Origin of the sequence: Youxingia wuxianensis (genome assembly GCF_014385085.1) — a bacterium.
GTDB lineage: Bacteria > Bacillota > Clostridia > Oscillospirales > Ruminococcaceae > Youxingia > Youxingia wuxianensis.
Genome location: NZ_JACRTD010000009.1, coordinates 93,621 through 111,040, shown reverse-complemented (window position 1 = coordinate 111,040; position 17,420 = coordinate 93,621). Strand labels below are relative to the sequence as shown.

The window sequence follows — 17,420 nt, the reverse complement described above, 5'->3', positions numbered from 1 at the left end:
AAGTTTTAATCCAGCTTCTTCTCGCTGGTCTTTGCTTCTTGCCTTCTTGGCTTTCGCCTCAAAGTCATCTTTTCAGGGTCTTTTCTTCTCTCGTTGTTCATTTTTCAAGGTGCTCTCTTCACTGCCCCTTTTGGGTGTATCCCCCTCGGAGACAGCTTTTATATAATATCACGGAAAGCCTGTTCTGTCAACTGCTTTTTACATGTTTTTATAAAAAACTTTACTTTTTCCTTTTGTTCGCTGTAAAACGGGAAAGGAATTTGAAAAACGCATTATATATAGTATGCCTATCGCCAATATTTGTCACACATAATTATTTCCCAAAAAGGAATAATTTTAGTATCTGTCAAACGCAAAGGAGGCGCGTCTTATGGACGGGCAACAAAAAACCGTTTCTCTTTCCGTATTTATTATGAGGATGATCACTTTTTTTATTGCGGCATTTATTTTGATTGGGCTAAGCGTCTATAACCATAAAATAGACGCCGCCGACGCCCTTTCCAAATATGGTTCCCGGGGCAACGAGGTTCGCCAGATACAGCAAAGGCTCAAACAATGGGGATACTACTCCGGCTCGGTAGATGGTATCTACGGGGTACAGACAAAAAAAGCCGTCATTTATTTCCAGAAAAAAAACGGGCTTACCGCCGACGGTATCGCCGGTCCGGCCACTCTGCGGGCCATGGGGATTTCCTCCAGTACCTCCAACGGAAGCGCCGGTTCCGGGTATTCTGACAGCGATATCAATCTGCTGGCCCGGCTGATCTCTGCGGAAAGCCGCGGGGAAGTGTATGAGGGACAGGTGGCGGTAGGCGCAGTCATCCTCAACCGGGTAGAACACCCCTCCTTCCCGGATACGATTGCAGGAGTGGCTTACCAGCCTGGGGCGTTTACCGCCATTACCGACGGACAGATCAACCAGCCGGTGGCCGAAAGCTCCAAACGGGCCGCCAAGGACGCTTTAAACGGCTGGGATCCTTCCGGCGGCGCTATTTACTATTATAACCCGGATAAAACCTCCAATAAGTGGATCCGTACCCGTCCGGTAATCAAACGCATTGGCAGTCACCTGTTTTGTAAATAGCACTGCAGGCAAAGGAATTTTTCCTTTGCCTGTTTCATTTACAAAATAAGGATGTTTTTTCTATTTTAATTGAGGTATAATAAAAACATCTTATTCCAATGGCAAAGGGAGGCTGCCTATGACCTTAAAAAAACCAAATCATAAAATTTTAAGCATCTGGCGTATCCGCCTGCTGGGTATGAGCGTCATCCCTTCCTTTTTTACCGCATATTTTTCCGCCTGGGCTTTCCATTGGGTATGGAAGGTCTGGACGGTTTTGTGGGTCGGCGGCTTTTTGTACCTTTACATATTCTACTACCCTATTAAATATAAAAAGCTTTCCTACACCTTTAATTCCCGCTGCTTTATCCTCAACTGCGGGGTGATTTACACCCGTGTAAAGGCGCTCCCTTTACAAAATATCCAATATGCAGCCGTCATTTCTACCCCGCTGGAGCGGTTATTTGGACTTCGCTCCCTGGCGGTGATGTGCGCGGGAGCCAGCGTATATGTTCCCGGACTGGACGCTCAGGACGCTCTCCAGCTTCAGGACATTCTTACTCCAGGCAAATTTTCCGGGGGTGATCCGTTATGAATAACGCCTCCAAAGCCGTACACGCCCATCCATTTTCTATTTTTACCTACCTTTACCGGTATATCTTCCTGCTGATTATCCCTGTGGCCCGCGGCTTCTTTACCGGCCTTACCGGCGGGTTTGCCGCCTGGCTGTCCGGGGCCTGGCTGGATGTGCTGATTGTTGTGGCGATTATTTCTTTAGCATACCTGAAATGGGATAATTTTAAATACTATATGGATATTCATGGCATATATTATACTTATGGTATATTTTTTAAACGTGCTGGATTTATTCCATCCCAAAAAATTTCCACTTTCGCTGTGATGAAACCTTTTTGGCTGCGTCCTTTGCGAGTGAGCAAAGTCCGGGTGGACACCATCGCTCTGCGCCCCCAGAAGGCGGACCTGGAATTTTTTGTCTCCTTCGATCAGGCGGATCGCCTGCAGGATTTTTTCAACACATCTCCTCTTACCCAGGGAAAAGTGCTGTGCCAGTACCGACCTTCTATTATGGGGGTGGTGTTCCTTTCCCTCTTTACCTCCAACTCGTTTATCGGAATCGTGCTTATGGCCACCTTTATCTCCCAGATGGGTCAGATATTGGGACGGCAGTTCAACGATTTTGTGTTTTATACTTTCGAGGAGCTTTCCAGACTGCTGGCAATTGGTATTCCGCCTATCGCCGCCGGGGCCGCGCTTATACTCGTCGCCGGATGGCTGATTGCTTTTTGCTTTAACCTGCTTCAGACAAAAAACCTATGCACCCGCCGTACGCAGCACGGACTGCAAATCGGCGGCGGCGTGATAACACAAAAACATTACGAGCTGCGGATCAGCGATATCAGTTTTGTAGATATCCGGCAAAGCCTGCTTACGAAGCTGTTTCGTTTGTATTCGGTTTATTTAAACGCCATCGGCTTTGGCAAGGAAAAAGACGATATCAGCGCTATTATCCCCTTTTCCACCCAAAAGCGCACCTTAAACCGCTTGTCTTTGCTTTTGCCGGAGTATCGGATTTCTCCCCGGCAGCTCAAGCCAAACTTTGGCGCTGTCTTTAAATTTATTATCGATCCCTTCTGGCCGTGTGTGCTGATCCCTGCCGGGACTCTTGTGGCCGCTTGGTTTTTGCCCAACTGGACGTCTATTATCCGCTTTACCGGGTTTATGCTGTCTGTCCCGGCCTTTTGGTTCTTAGGCGTGCGGTTGGTGGACTTTGCCACTTCCGGCATATCAAAAATAGACGATTATTATACTCTTCGTTATTCTAAATTATATTATATACACACAGTTGTATTTAATTGGGATAAAATTGCTCTGATTAACATCCGGCAAAGTATCCTTCAGCGGGGGGATGACAAATGCGATATTGTAATCTCCACCCGGGCGGAAGGCCGCCGTACTCATCACATTCGCAACTTGGACCGGCAGCCTTCTTTAGAAATTTTTCACGCTCATGAAAATCACTAAAAAGAGAGAGGTATTTTTACCTCTCTCTTTTTAATATCCTAACCGGATGAAATAGCTGTTTTTCATATTTAAATATAAAAAAGGTTCCTTTCTGTTTTTATCCGTATCCGCAGAAAGGAAATTGCCTGTTCTTCTCCCACAAAAAAGAAGCTCCGCTTTTGCCCTTTCGCAGGATCTATTGCGCCCCGCACCTATTCAGGCAAAAAAATAGCCGGAGCAAAGGTTAACTTTGCTCCGGCATGGTGACCCGTGCGGGAATCGAACCCGCGTTACCGCCGTGAAAGGGCGGTGTCTTAACCGCTTGACCAACGGGCCGCGCATATATAGGAACTTTGCTTTTCAGCAAAGGAACTACCATGGTAGCGGTAATTGGATTTGAACCAATGACACTTCGGGTATGAACCGAATGCTCTAGCCAACTGAGCTATACCGCCACATTCTTCTCGTCCCCGCTCATGCCAATAGTACAAGCGAGCGAGTTAAATTATATCGTAGGTTTCCCTTTTTGTCAATAGGTTTTTTGGGCTTTATTGGAATTTTATCTGCGCTTCAAAGCATTTTCCCCCATCTGCCTGGCCTCCGATGTAGTACTCCTTGTTTTCCTGCTGCGGGATAACCTCTAGGCGGATCTCTTGATTCAATTTCGCTTCCTTCTGATATAAGATGCCAAACTGAGCAATTTCCTGGGAGAGCATCACTTGCGAAGGAACAGCATCGCATACTATATCTGCATAAACCGCGTTATTTACGTGAAGATTATAATCCAGATCTGTATATCTGACCTGACGAAAAGACAAAGCCCCTGTTCCCTGGGGTTTTTTTATTTTATAGCCAGTGATATATTCCCCTTCATTGGGATACATATCAAACCCATAAACATCAAACGCGTTTGGACGTAATATCCGATGGGAGGCCGGTTCCACTAAAAGCCATGCAATGCTTACCTCTATTAGTCTTTCCCCATTTTCCGCATCAAATACAGTGTCACGAATAAATTGTGCGCCCTTTGGCTTTTTCGGAATGGTGGTAAGAATTATTCTCTCCCCCATTCGAGGGCGCCGGGTAATGGTAACCAGTGATTTTGCCACTAGAAATACCATTCCGTCCTCTACCATCTTATCATAAGTAATGCCCAGATTGTCCAAATGCTCATTGCCCATCTGCTGAGTGTGATTTAAAATGCTGGACAGGGACATTTTCTCATGGACGTCGCATTCCGGAGCCAATACCAATATTTTCTTTTGATACATCTGTGCCATAAGTTCCTCCTGTTTTAACGGCTTCCCTTCAAGGCGTTTCCTTTAAAATTTTGCCCCCGGCGAAATTTTTTCGCGAAAACGGGCACGGGCGCTCCGGCGGCTTTGCCGTGGCCGGCCAAAGGCCGGCCCCAGCCGCGTACCGCGGCTGCCGGAGCGCCCCTGTCTTACACAAATCCCGGTTATTTGATCACATCCACACCCATATACGGCCGCAGCACCTCCGGCACGGTAACCGAACCATCCTCATTCTGATAATTTTCTAAAATTGCCGCTACCGTACGGCCCACTGCGACGCCGGAGCCGTTGAGAGTATGCACCAGCTGAGCTTTGGATTTGGGATCCTCCTTGTATCGGATCGCCGCACGGCGGGCCTGGAAATCCTCAAAATTGGAACAAGAACTGATTTCCACATATCTGCCATAAGAAGGCATCCAAACCTCAATATCATATGTTTTTGCACTGGAAAAACCAAGATCTCCGGCACAAAGGGTGACTACCCGGTAAGGAAGACCTAACTGCTGGAGCACAAACTCCGCGTCCTGGGTAAGCTCTTCCAATTCCTGATAAGAGGTTTCCGGCTTTACAAATTTCACCAGTTCTACCTTGTTAAACTGATGCTGACGGATCAGTCCCCTGGTATCCCGTCCAGCGCTTCCTGCTTCCGCCCGGAAACAAGCGGAATATGCGCAGTATTTAATAGGCAGTTTCGCCCCGTCGATAATTTCTTCCCGATGCATATTGGTTACCGGAACTTCCGCAGTGGGAATCAGATACATATCCTGGCCTTCTGCCTGGAGGCGATACATGTCCTCCTCAAACTTGGGCAGCTGGCCGGTGCCGGTCATAGAAGCCCGGTTCGCCATAAACGGCGGGAACACTTCTTTATATCCTCTTCCGGAATGGGTGTTCAGATAGAAGTTGATCACAGACCGCTCTAAGCGGGCTCCCAGTCCTTTATAAAAATGAAAACGGGCGCCGGTAACCTTAGCGGCGGTTTCCGGATCCAGGATATCCAAATCCGCACCGATGTCCCAATGCGCTTTCGGTTCATAAGCAAACTCTCTGGGGGTACCAAAATGACGCATCTCTTGATTTTCGCTGTCATCTTTTCCAGCAGGTACCGACTGGTGAGGAATATTGGGAATATTATATATAATCTGTTTTTGTCTTTCTTCCAGTTCAGCTACCTGCTGATCACATTCTTTGACCAGCTCAGAAAGCTTTTTCATTTCTGCCATCAGCTCTGTGGTGTCTTCCCCGGCTTTTTTCATGGCGGGAATTTTTTTGGAAGCGGCATTCTGCTGCGCTTTCATCCCATCCGATTTGGAACTGATCTCCCGGCGCTGCCGGTCAATCTCCATAATTTCATCCACTGCCGCGTCCATATCTTTATTCCGCTTTTTCATAGCGGCTTTTACCATATCCGGATTGTTTCTGATAATCTTAATGTCTAACATTGTCCTTACTCTCCTTTATCAAGCTGATTTGCTAAATTCTTTAAATCGTCTTTGTCATAAAACTCAATAATCAGCCGTCCCTTGCCGCCATCCTTTTCAATCGTTACCTTCCGGGAAAGGCTTTGGGTCAGCGCCAGCTCCACCTCGGAAAAATAACTGTTGTCCCAAAGAGACGTTTCCTTTTTTACCGGAGCTTTTTTCTCTGTCTTATGTTTTTTCGCCAGCTGTTCGATCTGCCGCACGGACAAGCCTTTTTTAATGACTTCTCGGGCAGTTTCTTCTATCAGTTTTGGTTCTTCCAGCGCCAGCAGGCTGCGGGCATGTCCCGCAGAAAGCTCTCCCGTCTCCACCAGAGATCGCACTCCCTCCGGCAAACTTAACAGCCGCAGAGAATTGGTTATCGCCGGACGAGAACGACCCACCCGCGCGGAAACCTGCTCCTGGGTGAGCCCAAACATTTCCATCAACTCTTTATAGCCAGAGGCTTCTTCAATAGCGTTTAAATCCTCTCTTTGCAGGTTTTCGATCAGCGCCAGTTCCATGGTCTCCCCATCGCTCAGCTCTTTTACAACTACCGGCACCTGGGAAAGCCCTGCCATCCGCGCAGCCCGCCACCGGCGCTCACCTGCTACTAATTGATAGCTTCCATCCGGCATAGGACGCACTACCAAAGGCTGAAGCACCCCGTATTGACGAATACTGTCTGCCAAATCCGCTAAAGCGGAGGTATCGAATATTTTCCTTGGCTGGTTCCTATTGGGTTCTATTTCATTAATGGATAAGGCTGTAACAGATGCGCCATCTGTAGTATTGTCCACAAACAAAGCGTCTAAGCCTTTTCCCAGACCGCCTTTTTTCCCTTTCATCGAAATTTCGCCTCCTTTGCTTGTTTATGCTTCTATCCTTAAGATCCTTTGTTTTTTTTCAAAACTTCTGCTGCCAGCTCCTCATATGCCGCGCAGCCTTTGGAGGTTCTATCGTAATACATTACCGGCTGACCGAAGCTGGGCGCTTCGGACAGGCGAACGTTCCTTGGGATTACCGTATGATAAATCTTCTGGGGGAAATACTTCTTTAACTCTTCCACTACCTGCAAGGTAAGATTTAACCGGCTATCATACATTGTAAGCAGCACCCCTTCAATTTCAATCTGGGGATTATATAACCGTTTTACCTGACGCAAGGTAGACATCAGCTGTGACAACCCTTCCAACGCATAATATTCGCACTGGATAGGGATCAGCAAAGTATCGCAGGCAGCAAAGGCATTAAGGGTAATAATTCCCAAAGAGGGCGGACAGTCGATTAAAATATAATCATACGCTGGTTTTAATTTAATCAAGGCATTTTTTAGCCGCATCGCCCGATTTTCCATTTCCACCAGTTCAATTTCCGCCCCGGCCAGAGCAATATTGGAAGGAAGAATATCCACATTTTTAAAGGGAGTGTGCAGCAGCACCTGCTGTGCCGGTACCATAGACAACAGCAGCTCATAAGTGGAGCCTTTTAAATCCCGTTTATTAATCCCCAGTCCGCTGGTAGAATTTCCTTGCGGGTCCACATCCACCAGCAGCACCTTTTTTCCTTTTGCTCCCAGCGCCGCTGTTAAATTTACCGCTGTGGTTGTTTTTCCTACGCCGCCCTTCTGGTTGGCCACCGCTATTATCTTTCCCAATTTACAGCCTCCCTTCGGCGTACTTACTATTTTTTCCCGGCTTTTCTATACGAATAACCCATAAATAACATTTCTGGGTTATTATAGCACACTTCTGTAGTTTTTCAAAGGGGTTTCTTGTGGTTTTGGGATAAAGATTGTTTCACGTGAAACACTGGCGGCTTTCCGAAAGTAAGCTGGTAAACCAGGGGCAAAGGCCCGGCCGCCGCTGCTTTGCAGCGGTCCGCGCTGTGCGCGGCGGCGACGAAGCCGCCGGGCCGGGCCTCCCCTTCCCCGCTTCGGTGAACTTCCCCCAGGACATACAAAAGCGCCGCGTCTTAAAATAGACGCGGCGCTTTTGCAGGGAAACGTGTATTATACCAAACTGTCCGGGAAAAGGTGATCTGTCTTCCCTTATTCCGGTACAGATTATGGTGTCGGGGGCCGGCCTCTTATAGACCGGCAAAGAAGGGGATGTGTTTTAAGCGGTGTGTGGTTGTTTAAAGGAGCCTTTTTTGGGGATACGCAAGGTGTAGTTAATGTATTCCTCATCCTCAATCTGAGTGGTGTTTACTTCAATTCCCGCCAATTTCATGGTGCTTACCGCTTTGGAAATGGTATTAAAAAATACACGCAGATCCTTGACAATAAACAGGCGGGTCGCTTTGCTTTTTTCCGGTTGGTGTGCAGACATAAGCAAGTTATCGATGTATTTTTCTGTTTCGCCTACATTTAGTCTTTGTTTTACAATGTAATCAATGGTTTCTTCCATTGTCTTTTTATCTTCCAGTCGCAGCAGGGCTCTGGCGTGACGTTCAGTCAACCCGCCGTCCATAATTTTTTCCCGCAAATCCTCCTGAAAGGCAAGCAGCCTTAATTTATTGGCAATCGTCGATTGAGCCTTTCCTAACTGCTTTGCGATCTGCTGCTGGGTCATAGCGCATTGTTCCATCAGGGTTTGTATCCCCTGCGCTTCCTCAAAGTAGTTTAAATCTTTGCGCTGCAGGTTTTCAATCAGAGCGAACATGGCCGATTGATTATCGCCGTAATTTTCAATGATAGCAGGAATTTTGTCCATCTTAATCATCTGGCATGCAAGTAGTCGTCGTTCCCCGGCGATAAGCTCATATTTTCCTTCTTCCCCGCGCCTTACTGTTACCGGCTGGAGCAGTCCATTGGCTTCTATACTCCGAGCCAGCTCTTCCATGGCGTTTCGGTCAAAATGACGGCGCGGCTGAAACGGACTGGCAGAAATATCGCTGATTGGAAGCAATACTACTTTATTGATGGTTTTTTGCGATTTTAAAATTCCCATGCTCTTTTCCCTTTCCCATGTCTTTTTATAAAAAAGACGTTTTGCCCTGATACCCTCAATATCATCGGCCCGCCTATTGATTTAAGCGTTTGTTTGTTTTGGGTTGGTCTTATGGTAACATGAAATATTCCTATTTTCCAGAATTTTCGATCGCAAAATACGCCAAAATCCACTGGTTTTTTCATTAAACCAGTGGATTTTTTGATATTTTTCCGGGAGACCGGGGGTATTTTGTCGAGGTCTGCGATATTTTTTTTATGAGAATAATACTTCTTTTGCTCTCATCAGGAAGCTCAAGCCGTTTTATCTCTTGAATTTCTCCGCCCAAAACTCCAATGGCCTTTCGGGACTGTTCCAATTCCTGTTCTACTTCCCCGCTTTTTAAAGCGGCAAATATTCCGCCGATTTTTACAAAGGGAAGGCAATATTCACTCAGCTCCCGCAGGTGGGCTACCGCCCTGGCAGTGGCAAAGTCGTACTTTTCCCGCCAGGCGGGAGCTTTTCCCGCTTCTTCCGCTCGGGCATGAATGCATTGATTTTCCTGTCCCAGCCTTTGAGAAAGCTCTTTTAAAAAGGTTATTCGCTTGTTTAAGCTGTCCAGCAGGGTAATCTTCATGTCCTCCCGGACAATTTTTACCGGTACGGAAGGAAATCCCGCTCCCGTCCCTACATCAATCAGTGAGGCGCCCTGCGAAGGCGTTACCGCCCACAACAGGCTGATGCTGTCCACAAAATGTTTTATTACGATCTCTTCCGGTTTGATAATGGCGGTTAAATTCATTTTTTCGTTCCATTCCACCAGTGTGCCTGCATACAAATCAAACAGCTCTTTTTGCCGTTCGTTTAATGGAACCCCTAAATCCAGACAATATTTTCCCAGCTGCTCCTGATCAATCATGACGCTCCTCCCTCCCCTGCTGTTCCAGCCAAATCAGCAGAACCGAAATATCCGCCGGGCTGACCCCGCTGATCCGGGACGCCTGTCCAATATTCACCGGCTGCGCCTTACAAAGTTTTTCCCGGGCTTCCAAACGCAGTCCGGCAATTTGCTGGTAATCTATGCCCTCCGGTAAAATCTTGGTTTCCAGTTTCCGCATTTGCTCCACTTGGGCAATTTGCTTTTTAATATAGCCCTCGTACTTTATAGTAATCTCCACCTGTTCTTTTACCTCTGGCGGCAAATCTGGGCGCTGTTTATCAAACGGCTCCAAATCTTCATAGCTGATCTGGGGACGCCGAAGCAAACTTGCCAGTTTCACCCCAGTAGTCATCGGGGATGTTTCACGTGAAACCAGCAGGGCGTTAAGCTCTTCACTGGGAGAGACCGTCGCCTTTTCCAGCCGTTCAAGCTCCTTCTCAATCTGTTTTTCTTTCACCAAAAACTTTTCCCAGCGCTGATCGCAGATCAGTCCCAGTTGTCGTCCCAGCGGAGTCAACCGGGTATCCGCATTGTCCTGGCGAAGCAAAAGCCGGTATTCCGAACGGGAGGTCATCATCCGGTAAGGATCGTTGCATCCTTTAATCACCAAATCGTCAATCAAGGTACCAATATAAGAACTGGCCCGATCCAAAATAACCGGTTCCTTTCCCTGTACCTGCCGGGTGGCGTTTATCCCTGCAATTAACCCCTGTGCCGCGGCTTCCTCATACCCTGAGGTGCCGTTAAACTGCCCCGCTCCATATAATCCGTTTACCGCTTTAAATTCCAGGGTCGCCTTCAGGCAAGTAGGATCAATACAGTCATATTCGATAGCATAGGCGTTGCGCATTATTTTAAGATGCTCAAACCCTTTGATCGTCCGATACATTTTAATCTGCACTTCTTCCGGCAAGGAGGAGGACATCCCTTGAAGGTAAATTTCATTGGTGTTTGCCCCCATAGGTTCAATGAACAGCTGATGCCGCGGCTTATCATGAAACCGCACCACCTTATCCTCAATGCTGGGACAATACCGGGGGCCTACCCCCTCAATTTTCCCCCCATACAAGGGAGAGCGGTGCAGATTATCCATAATTACCTGATGGGTATGTTCATTGGTGTAAGCAATATAGCAGACCTCCGTATTTTTTAAGGAACTGGCGTCCGTAGTAAAGGACATGGGAACAATCGGATCATCCCCTTTTTGCTCCTCCAGCTCGGTAAAGTCGATGGAACGCTTGTCCACTCTGGCGGGAGTCCCGGTTTTAAACCGCCGCAGCTGTATTCCTAATTTGCGCAGGGAATTGGAAATCCCCATAGCGGCGTGCATCCCATCCGGCCCGCTGACTGCCTGATATTCTCCCACATAAATCGTACCATGCAAAAAAGTGCCGGTGCATAAAATCGCCGCTTTTGCGCCGTAAACAGCGCCCAGCTCGGTCACCACGCCGGTTACCTTTCCATCCTGGGACAGAATGTCCATAATTTCCGCCTGTTTTATATCCAGGCCCGGCTGGTTTTCAATACAATGTTTCATATACTGGTGATATGCTTTTCTATCCGTCTGCACCCGCAGACTGTGAACCGCCGGACCTTTGCCCCGGTTCAGCATCCTGCTCTGTAAAAAGGTAGCGTCTGCGGCCTTTCCCATCTCCCCGCCCAAGGCGTCAATTTCCCGGACAAGGTGGCCTTTTGCCGTACCGCCAATAGAAGGATTGCACGGCATATTGCCAACAGCATCCAAGGACATGGTAAATAAAATAGTTTTCGCCCCCAGGCGCGCCGCGGCCAAAGCCGCCTCGATCCCTGCGTGGCCCCCTCCGATCACCGCAATATCATAATCTTCCGCATGATAGCGAATAGGTTCTTGTTCCATGACTTTCTCCCTTTCCGGACATTTTCAAATAGCTCTTTGCGCTCCATAGTCTCTTTGCACACTCCGGCCTCTCTCCTCAGGCGCCCTTACTGCACCTGAAAAAAACCTCAAAGCTTTTTAAGCGCCCATGAGCCCCAATCACTTCCCTACGCAGAACCGGGAAAATACCTGGTCTACAACCTCCTGGGTGGCTCGTTTCCCTGTTAGTTCCAGCAGATGATCCACTGCGTTTTCAATACATACGGAGACCGCGTCGTAAGAGATCCCCTGCGCCAGTGCATGCTGCGCCTGCCGGACTTCGTCCAACGCCTGGGTGACCCCCAGGCGCTGGCGCTCGTTGGCAACCATGGCCGCCGAACTGTCAAAGCTGCCCAAATGAAACAACTGAATAATTTTTTCTTTGAGCTGTTGGACCCCATCCAGGGATTTGGCGGAAATTGTAATCACATGTTCAAAACTCCGCTGAATCTCCCCCATATCCAACACCTGGGGCAAATCGCTTTTATTTACAACGGCAATTACCTGCCGCCGCCGGCACCGTTCGATTACCTTCCAATCGTCTTTGGTAAGGGGGTCGCCTCCGTCAAACAGCGCCAAAATAAGCTGGGCTCGTTCTATCTGCGCCATCGCTAAATTTACCCCAGCCTGTTCCACCGGATCGTTTGAAAAACGGATTCCCGCCGTATCCGACAGCCGCAGCACTACATCCCCTAAAGAAACCGTGTCGCTGACCACATCCCGAGTGGTCCCGGCCAAATCTGCGACAATGCTCCGGTCGTATCCCGTAAGCAGGTTCATCAAAGTGGATTTCCCCACATTCGGCCGCCCTACAATGGCGACCTCAATTCCTTCCCGGATCAGTTTCCCTGTATCATAAGAGGCCAGTAAATTTTCCAGCTCATCACCGCATTTTCCCAACTGGCGCTCCAGCTCTCTGGGATTTATCTCTACAATATCCTCTTCCGGATAATCAATCCACGCCGCCAAATGTCCGGCATATTCCACCAAAAGCTTACAAACACGGTTTATCTTGCGGTAAAGGGCTCCGTCTTTCGCGGTAAGCGCCGCTTTCGCCGCCTGGCGGCCTTGAGCGCAGATCAGATCGATGACCGCCTCCGCCTGGGTTAAATCCAGCTTTCCCTGAAGGAACGCCCGTTTAGTAAACTCCCCCGCCTCGGCCAAACGAGCGCCGCTGTCACAGCAGGCCCGCAAAATCCGGTTGAGAATATAGACCCCCCCATGGCAGGAGATCTCCACCACATCCTCCCCAGTATAGCTTTTTGGGGCGCGGAATACAGTCACCACTACTTCGTCGATGGCCCCTTCCATATCATATGCCCGCCCAAAAGCGCAGGTATATCCTTTCATTGAGGAAATCTCTGGATGGGCAGGGCTTTTTATGATCCGGTCCGCCACCTTAAGCGCGTCCTCTCCGGAAATACGCACCACGCCTATTCCGCCAGTACCTAAAGGGGTGGCGATCGCGGCGATGGTATTAATAGTATCCATAGGTTTTCCTCCTGTCTTTCTTTCTGCCCATAAAAAAGGGAAATGTTCCACGTGAAACATTTCCCTCAAGGTACTTTCCTTTTCCCGCAGGCCTATGCGGAAACATCCGCCTCGCGAAATGCTTCGTCAGCCGGACTTTATAAATCGATCTTTCCGTAAAGGGGCGCGTCCACAACCTCTTTCATAGGTTTTGTGGGAGCGGTATGCTCTTTGGGCTGGGCCGCCTTTGTTTCTGAAAGTGCCCCTGGATTGGTTACTGTGCGGTTTCCTCCCCGATCCCGGTTGTCCCGGTGATCTCTGCGGGGACCGCGGCTGTCCCTATTGTCTTTGCGGGGACCGCGGTTATTATTATATCTTCCGCCCCTGGAACCGCGGCCTTGCTGCGGACGGGGATTGGTGGGAGAAATTACCACTCGCCGGTTAGGTTCTTCCCCAATGGAGGTGGAAGTTACTCCGTCAATTTTAGAAACCGTAGCGTGGATAATCCGGCGCTCATAAGGGTTCATCGGCTCCAGGGTAGAGGAGCGGCCATAACGGATAGCGGTGTTGGAAAGTTTGGTCGCCAGCCGTTCCAGGGTTCTTTCCCGTTTCTCGCGATAGTTACCGGAATCAATCGTAATACGCATATAGTCCCCTTCCTCCCGGTTGGCAACCAGGCCGGACAGGTACTGCAAAGAATCTAAGGTCTCGCCCCGGCGTCCAATAATCACGCCTAAGCCGTCCCCGGACAAACGAAGCACCGCGCCGCCGCTCTGGGTAAGGGCAACTTCAATATGCGCGTTCACACCCATTTCCAAAAGCACAGCCATAACATAATCCGCCGCTACTTTGGCTTTTCCGGTTACCGTCTGAGCATCTGCAAAAACCAGTTCCTCTTTTTCCTCCTGAGGCGCAGGGGCTGGCTTTTCCGCCGCCGCCTTCTCCTCTCTGACCGGCTGAGGCTTGGGTTTCGCTTCCTGGCGCGCAGGTTTGGGTTCCGGCCGAACCTCTGGCTTCTCTGCCGGTTTCTCCGGTTCTTCCACATACACGCGCACTTTGGCAGGAATATTTTTTAATCCTAAAAAACCGCCTTTTCTCGGCAGGTCGATGATTTCAAACTCAATAATATCCCGGTCTACGTTCAGCGCTTTACAAGCCAGCTCAATGGCTTCTTCTACGTTTTTTCCCTCTTGGATAATCTCCTTCATGCTGCAACCTCCATCATTTTTTGCCGCCGCAGGTTTTTTCCGCGGCGATCCCGCCTTCCCTTGTGATCATGTGGTTGAAGTTGTCGGAAAGGCTTTTTCCTACTATTTTGCATCTTAAGAAACGGGCAATGGAGGACCTGATATTCAGCTCCTCCGTCCCTCCCCAAGGATCGCTCCCCGGCTTGTTATTTAAAATCTTCGTCCGTAACCTCTTTGTATTCTTCGCCGTATTTTTCCGCGTCCCGCTTTCTGGCCTCCGCTAATTTAATCCGGTTAATTTCTTTTGCGGACATCGCCTTTTTAATTGCGTCCGCTTCCCCAGCTTTCGCCCGTTTTTTGGCCTCAATTTTTTCCTGGCGCTGCTGTTCTTTACGGGCCTCATATTCCGCCTTCGCCTTTTCCGCCATCTCCTGCGGGTTCATAAACTTATTCAGCAGGAAGGTCTGCACCGCCATAAGCACGTTGGACATAATCCAGTAAATACCAACTCCTGCCGGAACCTGAAACGCAAAAAACGTAGAAAAGATCGGCATAAACAACATCATGCTTTTTGACATCCCCGCCGCAGCCGCATTATCTCCCGCAGTAGCGGAGCTCTGTTTCATTGTCAGAATAGACAGAAACAAGGAAGTCAAGCCGGACAAAATCGGAATCAGCAGCAGCAGATTAAAAGCAAAGGTGGGCTGCTGGGTCAAGTCAATAGGTCCCAGCATCAGGTTCATGCTGCTTACCTTTTCGGCAAACCCGGGCAGAGAAACAAACGCATCGGGATTTTGGTTTACCGCATCAATAATATTCAGCTGGACGCTATAGCTGTTCAAAGTGCCGCCCAGCACTGTCTTGGCAATTTCAGTGGCCGGTTCGATCAGTTCTGTACCCAGCCGGAGGATATGGGTAAGGGGTCTGTAAATTACATCGATCAAACCGAACAAAATCGGAAACTGAATGAGCATGGGAAGGCAGCCGGACATAGGATTGTAATGCTCTTCCTCATAAAGCTTCATCAGCTCTTCGTTCATCTTTTCCCGGTTGTTGGCATATTTTTTCTGGATCTCTTCCATCCGGGGGCGAAAGATCGCCATTTTAACCATAGACTTTTGTTGTTTAATAGACAAAGGCACTAATATTGCCCTTGTAATAATTGTAAACAGGATCAGGGCAACGCCGTACACCGGGATAATTTTATAGCAAAGCCACATCACCCAGCCAAGGGGATAGCCAAATATCGAGTTGATAAATTGCATCAGACTTTTCTCCTCCATGTAGTTTTGATAATCTCAGACGGGGTCTTGCCCGTATTATTTTCTATCGAGTGTTTCCGGCACATAGTCGATCCCCCCCTTATGAAAAGGGTGGCATTTACAGATCCTCTTTACCGCCAGCCAACCGCCCCTGAGCGCCCCGAACCGGGAAATAGCGGTATAGGCATACTGAGAACAGGTAGGATAAAACCGGCAGGTTGGACGTCCTTTTAAGGGCGAAATCCGTTTCTGATAAAAGCGGATAGCCCAAAGCATACATTTTTTCATAGATCAAAACAGCTTTCCAAGAGCAAATTTCATTGCCCGGTGCACCTCGTCCATCTTGCACTGGGTGGTTTTGCTGCGGGCGACCAGGACATAATCGTAGCCCACAGGAAACTGGGGCTCCAGCAAGCGATACGCCTCCCGCATCACTCTGCGGGCGCGGTTGCGCTGGACAGCCTTACCGATTTTTTTTGTAGCGGTTAAACCGATCCGGTTATAGCCTTTGTGGTTTTTTAAGGCGTAGACCACAACTACAGGAGTTGAAAAGGCTTTTCCTCGATAATAGACCCTGCGAAACTCTTTGTTCAGGGTTAAGGTAGACGTATGAAGCATATCTGCCTCCAAGCGTTAGGGGGTAAAACTTTCAGAAATTAAAAATAAAGACCACAACACAGGCTGTGGTCGTATATTTTCTAATTTCACCCATACGAAATCAAGGATTAGTGGGTCAGACGGGCTCTGCCTTTGGCTCTTCTGCGGGCAAGCACCTTGCGGCCGTTCTTTGTAGCCATTCTTTTTCTAAAACCGTGCTCTTTTTTTCTCTGAAGTTTTTTGGGCTGATAAGTTCTTTTCATAATCCTTTGACCTCCTCTCAAAAGCTAATCATAAGCAGTATAATATAAAAGCTGTGACTAGCAGCTATATTTACACCTTGCAGAGTAGCATTATACCCCAAATTAAGGGCTTTTGTCAAGCTTTGTCCGATATTTTCTCCCTTAAAAAGAAATATTGATCGCCGCTCTATGCCGCCGCCTTGATGGAAACTGGACGCTGTGATAAGATGAAAACAGCAAAACCAGCAAAACGGGAGGCGGTTTATCCATGATCCAGTATAGAGAATTATGCCCGCAGGAGGTCTGTACGGAATTATTTCATTCCTTCGCGCGCCGCCAGAAAGTTACAAAATGCTGGAGAAAAGAAAAAAATGGGTGGGTGATTAAAGACGATCCTTTCATAGATGACTGGACAGAAAAAGAGTATCAGGCCCTTCTCGCCGAGTTAAAGTCCACCCTTCTCGCCGGCGGTTTTGTATATGCCGCTTTTTGCGGCGGCCATCTCAAGGGCTTTGTTTCGGTAAAACCTGATTTGATGGACGAAAAGCAAACATACCTGGATCTCACAAATATTCATGTGTCTGAGGAGATGCGCGGCCAGGGCATTGGAAAACGCCTTTTTCTGGCGGCAAAAGAATGGGCGAAGAAAAAGGGAGCGAAAAAGCTGTATCTCTCCGCCCACAGCGCCGTGGAAACCCAAGCCTTTTACAAGTCCATGGGGTGTACCGAGGCTGAAATATACAGCCAAATTCATGTAGAGCAGGAGCCTTTTGACTGTCAGCTGGAATGCCGGTTATAAAAACGCTGATTACAAAGCGGCCGCAATTGTGCGGCCGCCTTTTTTACGTGGGCTGGCCGGCTGTTTTCACCGCTGACTCAAATTAACTTTTCCGCAAACTTTCTTTTGCCGAAGGAGAAATATACTATTATAATATATATACAATCTGGCCGGTTGAATACTTGAAAAAGAGGGGATTTTGTGCTAAAATTAAAAGGTGCAATTTCTGTGGAAAAAATTTGCTTTCCACATTGTTTTACCCTCTTTTTCACAGCTTATA

Annotated in this window: 17 protein-coding genes and 2 tRNA genes; 4 read left to right on the top strand and 15 right to left on the bottom strand. The window is 48.3% G+C overall.

Annotated elements, in window-relative coordinates; genetic code table 11:
* Positions 1–370: 370 nt before the first annotated feature.
* From sleB to H8705_RS12130, 3 genes are all read left to right on the top strand, one after another.
* Positions 371–1,084, top strand: coding sequence for a spore cortex-lytic enzyme (sleB, locus tag H8705_RS12140; protein WP_262396053.1), 714 nt, complete (start codon positions 371–373; stop codon positions 1,082–1,084).
* 118 nt (positions 1,085–1,202) lie between these two features.
* The gene (locus tag H8705_RS12135) at positions 1,203–1,658 is read left to right on the top strand and encodes a PH domain-containing protein (RefSeq protein ID WP_262396052.1); all 456 of its coding nucleotides are present in this window, start codon (positions 1,203–1,205) and stop codon (positions 1,656–1,658) included.
* Positions 1,655–3,106: a PH domain-containing protein gene (locus H8705_RS12130; RefSeq protein ID WP_262396051.1), complete on the top strand. Its 1,452-nt coding sequence runs from the start codon at positions 1,655–1,657 to the stop codon at positions 3,104–3,106. Before H8705_RS12135 ends, H8705_RS12130 begins: the two co-directional genes overlap by 4 nt.
* A 240-nt stretch (positions 3,107–3,346) precedes the next feature.
* On the opposite strand, the gene H8705_RS12125 is transcribed toward H8705_RS12130, so the two are convergent.
* From H8705_RS12125 to rpmH, 15 genes are all read right to left on the bottom strand, one after another.
* Positions 3,347–3,421, bottom strand: a tRNA-Glu gene (locus H8705_RS12125).
* A 42-nt stretch (positions 3,422–3,463) separates the two neighbouring features.
* Positions 3,464–3,540 (bottom strand) — tRNA-Met (locus H8705_RS12120).
* Positions 3,541–3,633: 93 nt separating this feature from the next.
* Positions 3,634–4,365, bottom strand: coding sequence for an acyl-[acyl-carrier-protein] thioesterase (locus tag H8705_RS12115; RefSeq protein WP_262396050.1), 732 nt, complete (start codon positions 4,363–4,365; stop codon positions 3,634–3,636).
* A gap of 179 nt (positions 4,366–4,544) precedes the next feature.
* On the bottom strand, positions 4,545–5,822 hold the full coding sequence (gene serS / locus H8705_RS12110; RefSeq protein ID WP_262396049.1) for a serine--tRNA ligase: 1,278 nt from the start codon (positions 5,820–5,822) through the stop codon (positions 4,545–4,547).
* Positions 5,823–5,827: 5 nt separating this feature from the next.
* On the bottom strand, positions 5,828–6,688 hold the full coding sequence (locus H8705_RS12105; RefSeq protein WP_262396048.1) for a ParB/RepB/Spo0J family partition protein: 861 nt from the start codon (positions 6,686–6,688) through the stop codon (positions 5,828–5,830).
* A gap of 38 nt (positions 6,689–6,726) precedes the next feature.
* Positions 6,727–7,497: a ParA family protein gene (locus tag H8705_RS12100; protein ID WP_262396047.1), complete on the bottom strand. Its 771-nt coding sequence runs from the start codon at positions 7,495–7,497 to the stop codon at positions 6,727–6,729.
* Positions 7,498–7,957: 460 nt separating this feature from the next.
* Positions 7,958–8,791: a ParB/RepB/Spo0J family partition protein gene (locus H8705_RS12095; RefSeq protein WP_262396046.1), complete on the bottom strand. Its 834-nt coding sequence runs from the start codon at positions 8,789–8,791 to the stop codon at positions 7,958–7,960.
* A gap of 184 nt (positions 8,792–8,975) precedes the next feature.
* Positions 8,976–9,689 (bottom strand): 16S rRNA (guanine(527)-N(7))-methyltransferase RsmG, encoded by a 714-nt coding sequence (gene rsmG / locus H8705_RS12090; RefSeq protein WP_262396045.1) that lies wholly within the window; start codon positions 9,687–9,689, stop codon positions 8,976–8,978.
* Positions 9,682–11,586 carry a tRNA uridine-5-carboxymethylaminomethyl(34) synthesis enzyme MnmG gene (gene mnmG, locus H8705_RS12085; RefSeq protein ID WP_316248658.1) on the bottom strand — a complete coding sequence of 635 codons (1,905 nt, stop codon included), beginning with the start codon at positions 11,584–11,586 and terminating at the stop codon, positions 9,682–9,684. Before mnmG ends, rsmG begins: the two co-directional genes overlap by 8 nt.
* Positions 11,587–11,724: 138 nt before the next feature.
* The gene (mnmE, locus tag H8705_RS12080) at positions 11,725–13,095 is read right to left on the bottom strand and encodes a tRNA uridine-5-carboxymethylaminomethyl(34) synthesis GTPase MnmE (protein ID WP_262396044.1); all 1,371 of its coding nucleotides are present in this window, start codon (positions 13,093–13,095) and stop codon (positions 11,725–11,727) included.
* 137 nt (positions 13,096–13,232) lie between these two features.
* Positions 13,233–14,282, bottom strand: a complete 1,050-nt coding sequence (jag, locus tag H8705_RS12075) for an RNA-binding cell elongation regulator Jag/EloR (RefSeq protein WP_262396043.1) — start codon at positions 14,280–14,282, stop codon at positions 13,233–13,235.
* Positions 14,283–14,467: 185 nt separating this feature from the next.
* Entirely contained in the window at positions 14,468–15,526 is a 1,059-nt protein-coding gene (gene yidC / locus H8705_RS12070; protein WP_262396042.1) for a membrane protein insertase YidC, read from the bottom strand.
* Between the two features lie 54 nt (positions 15,527–15,580).
* Positions 15,581–15,811, bottom strand: coding sequence for a membrane protein insertion efficiency factor YidD (gene yidD, locus H8705_RS12065; protein WP_262396041.1), 231 nt, complete (start codon positions 15,809–15,811; stop codon positions 15,581–15,583).
* Positions 15,812–15,814: 3 nt separating this feature from the next.
* Positions 15,815–16,141, bottom strand: coding sequence for a ribonuclease P protein component (gene rnpA / locus H8705_RS12060; RefSeq protein ID WP_262396040.1), 327 nt, complete (start codon positions 16,139–16,141; stop codon positions 15,815–15,817).
* 107 nt (positions 16,142–16,248) lie between these two features.
* Positions 16,249–16,383, bottom strand: coding sequence for a 50S ribosomal protein L34 (gene rpmH, locus H8705_RS12055; protein WP_262396039.1), 135 nt, complete (start codon positions 16,381–16,383; stop codon positions 16,249–16,251).
* Between the two features lie 247 nt (positions 16,384–16,630).
* Here rpmH and H8705_RS12050 point away from each other — a divergent pair, with 247 nt between their 5' ends.
* Complete coding sequence (locus tag H8705_RS12050) at positions 16,631–17,161, top strand: GNAT family N-acetyltransferase (protein WP_262396038.1); 531 nt, start codon at positions 16,631–16,633, stop codon at positions 17,159–17,161.
* The last annotated feature ends 259 nt before the right edge of the window (positions 17,162–17,420 follow it).

Bases quoted from the DNA above. Each gene is read 5' to 3' on its own strand.
- yidC (WP_262396042.1), bottom strand. From the start codon at position 15,526: ATGCAATTTATCAACTCGATATTTGGCTATCCCCTTGGCTGGGTGATG.
- jag (WP_262396043.1), bottom strand. From the start codon at position 14,282: ATGAAGGAGATTATCCAAGAGGGAAAAAACGTAGAAGAAGCCATTGAG.
- rnpA (WP_262396040.1), bottom strand. From the start codon at position 16,141: ATGCTTCATACGTCTACCTTAACCCTGAACAAAGAGTTTCGCAGGGTC.
- H8705_RS12115 (WP_262396050.1), bottom strand. From the start codon at position 4,365: ATGGCACAGATGTATCAAAAGAAAATATTGGTATTGGCTCCGGAATGC.
- rpmH (WP_262396039.1), bottom strand. From the start codon at position 16,383: ATGAAAAGAACTTATCAGCCCAAAAAACTTCAGAGAAAAAAAGAGCAC.
- H8705_RS12105 (WP_262396048.1), bottom strand. From the start codon at position 6,688: ATGAAAGGGAAAAAAGGCGGTCTGGGAAAAGGCTTAGACGCTTTGTTT.
- serS (WP_262396049.1), bottom strand. From the start codon at position 5,822: ATGTTAGACATTAAGATTATCAGAAACAATCCGGATATGGTAAAAGCC.
- sleB (WP_262396053.1), top strand. From the start codon at position 371: ATGGACGGGCAACAAAAAACCGTTTCTCTTTCCGTATTTATTATGAGG.
- H8705_RS12095 (WP_262396046.1), bottom strand. From the start codon at position 8,791: ATGGGAATTTTAAAATCGCAAAAAACCATCAATAAAGTAGTATTGCTT.
- H8705_RS12050 (WP_262396038.1), top strand. From the start codon at position 16,631: ATGATCCAGTATAGAGAATTATGCCCGCAGGAGGTCTGTACGGAATTA.
- mnmG (WP_316248658.1), bottom strand. From the start codon at position 11,586: ATGGAACAAGAACCTATTCGCTATCATGCGGAAGATTATGATATTGCG.
- rsmG (WP_262396045.1), bottom strand. From the start codon at position 9,689: ATGATTGATCAGGAGCAGCTGGGAAAATATTGTCTGGATTTAGGGGTT.
- H8705_RS12135 (WP_262396052.1), top strand. From the start codon at position 1,203: ATGACCTTAAAAAAACCAAATCATAAAATTTTAAGCATCTGGCGTATC.
- yidD (WP_262396041.1), bottom strand. From the start codon at position 15,811: ATGAAAAAATGTATGCTTTGGGCTATCCGCTTTTATCAGAAACGGATT.
- H8705_RS12130 (WP_262396051.1), top strand. From the start codon at position 1,655: ATGAATAACGCCTCCAAAGCCGTACACGCCCATCCATTTTCTATTTTT.
- mnmE (WP_262396044.1), bottom strand. From the start codon at position 13,095: ATGGATACTATTAATACCATCGCCGCGATCGCCACCCCTTTAGGTACT.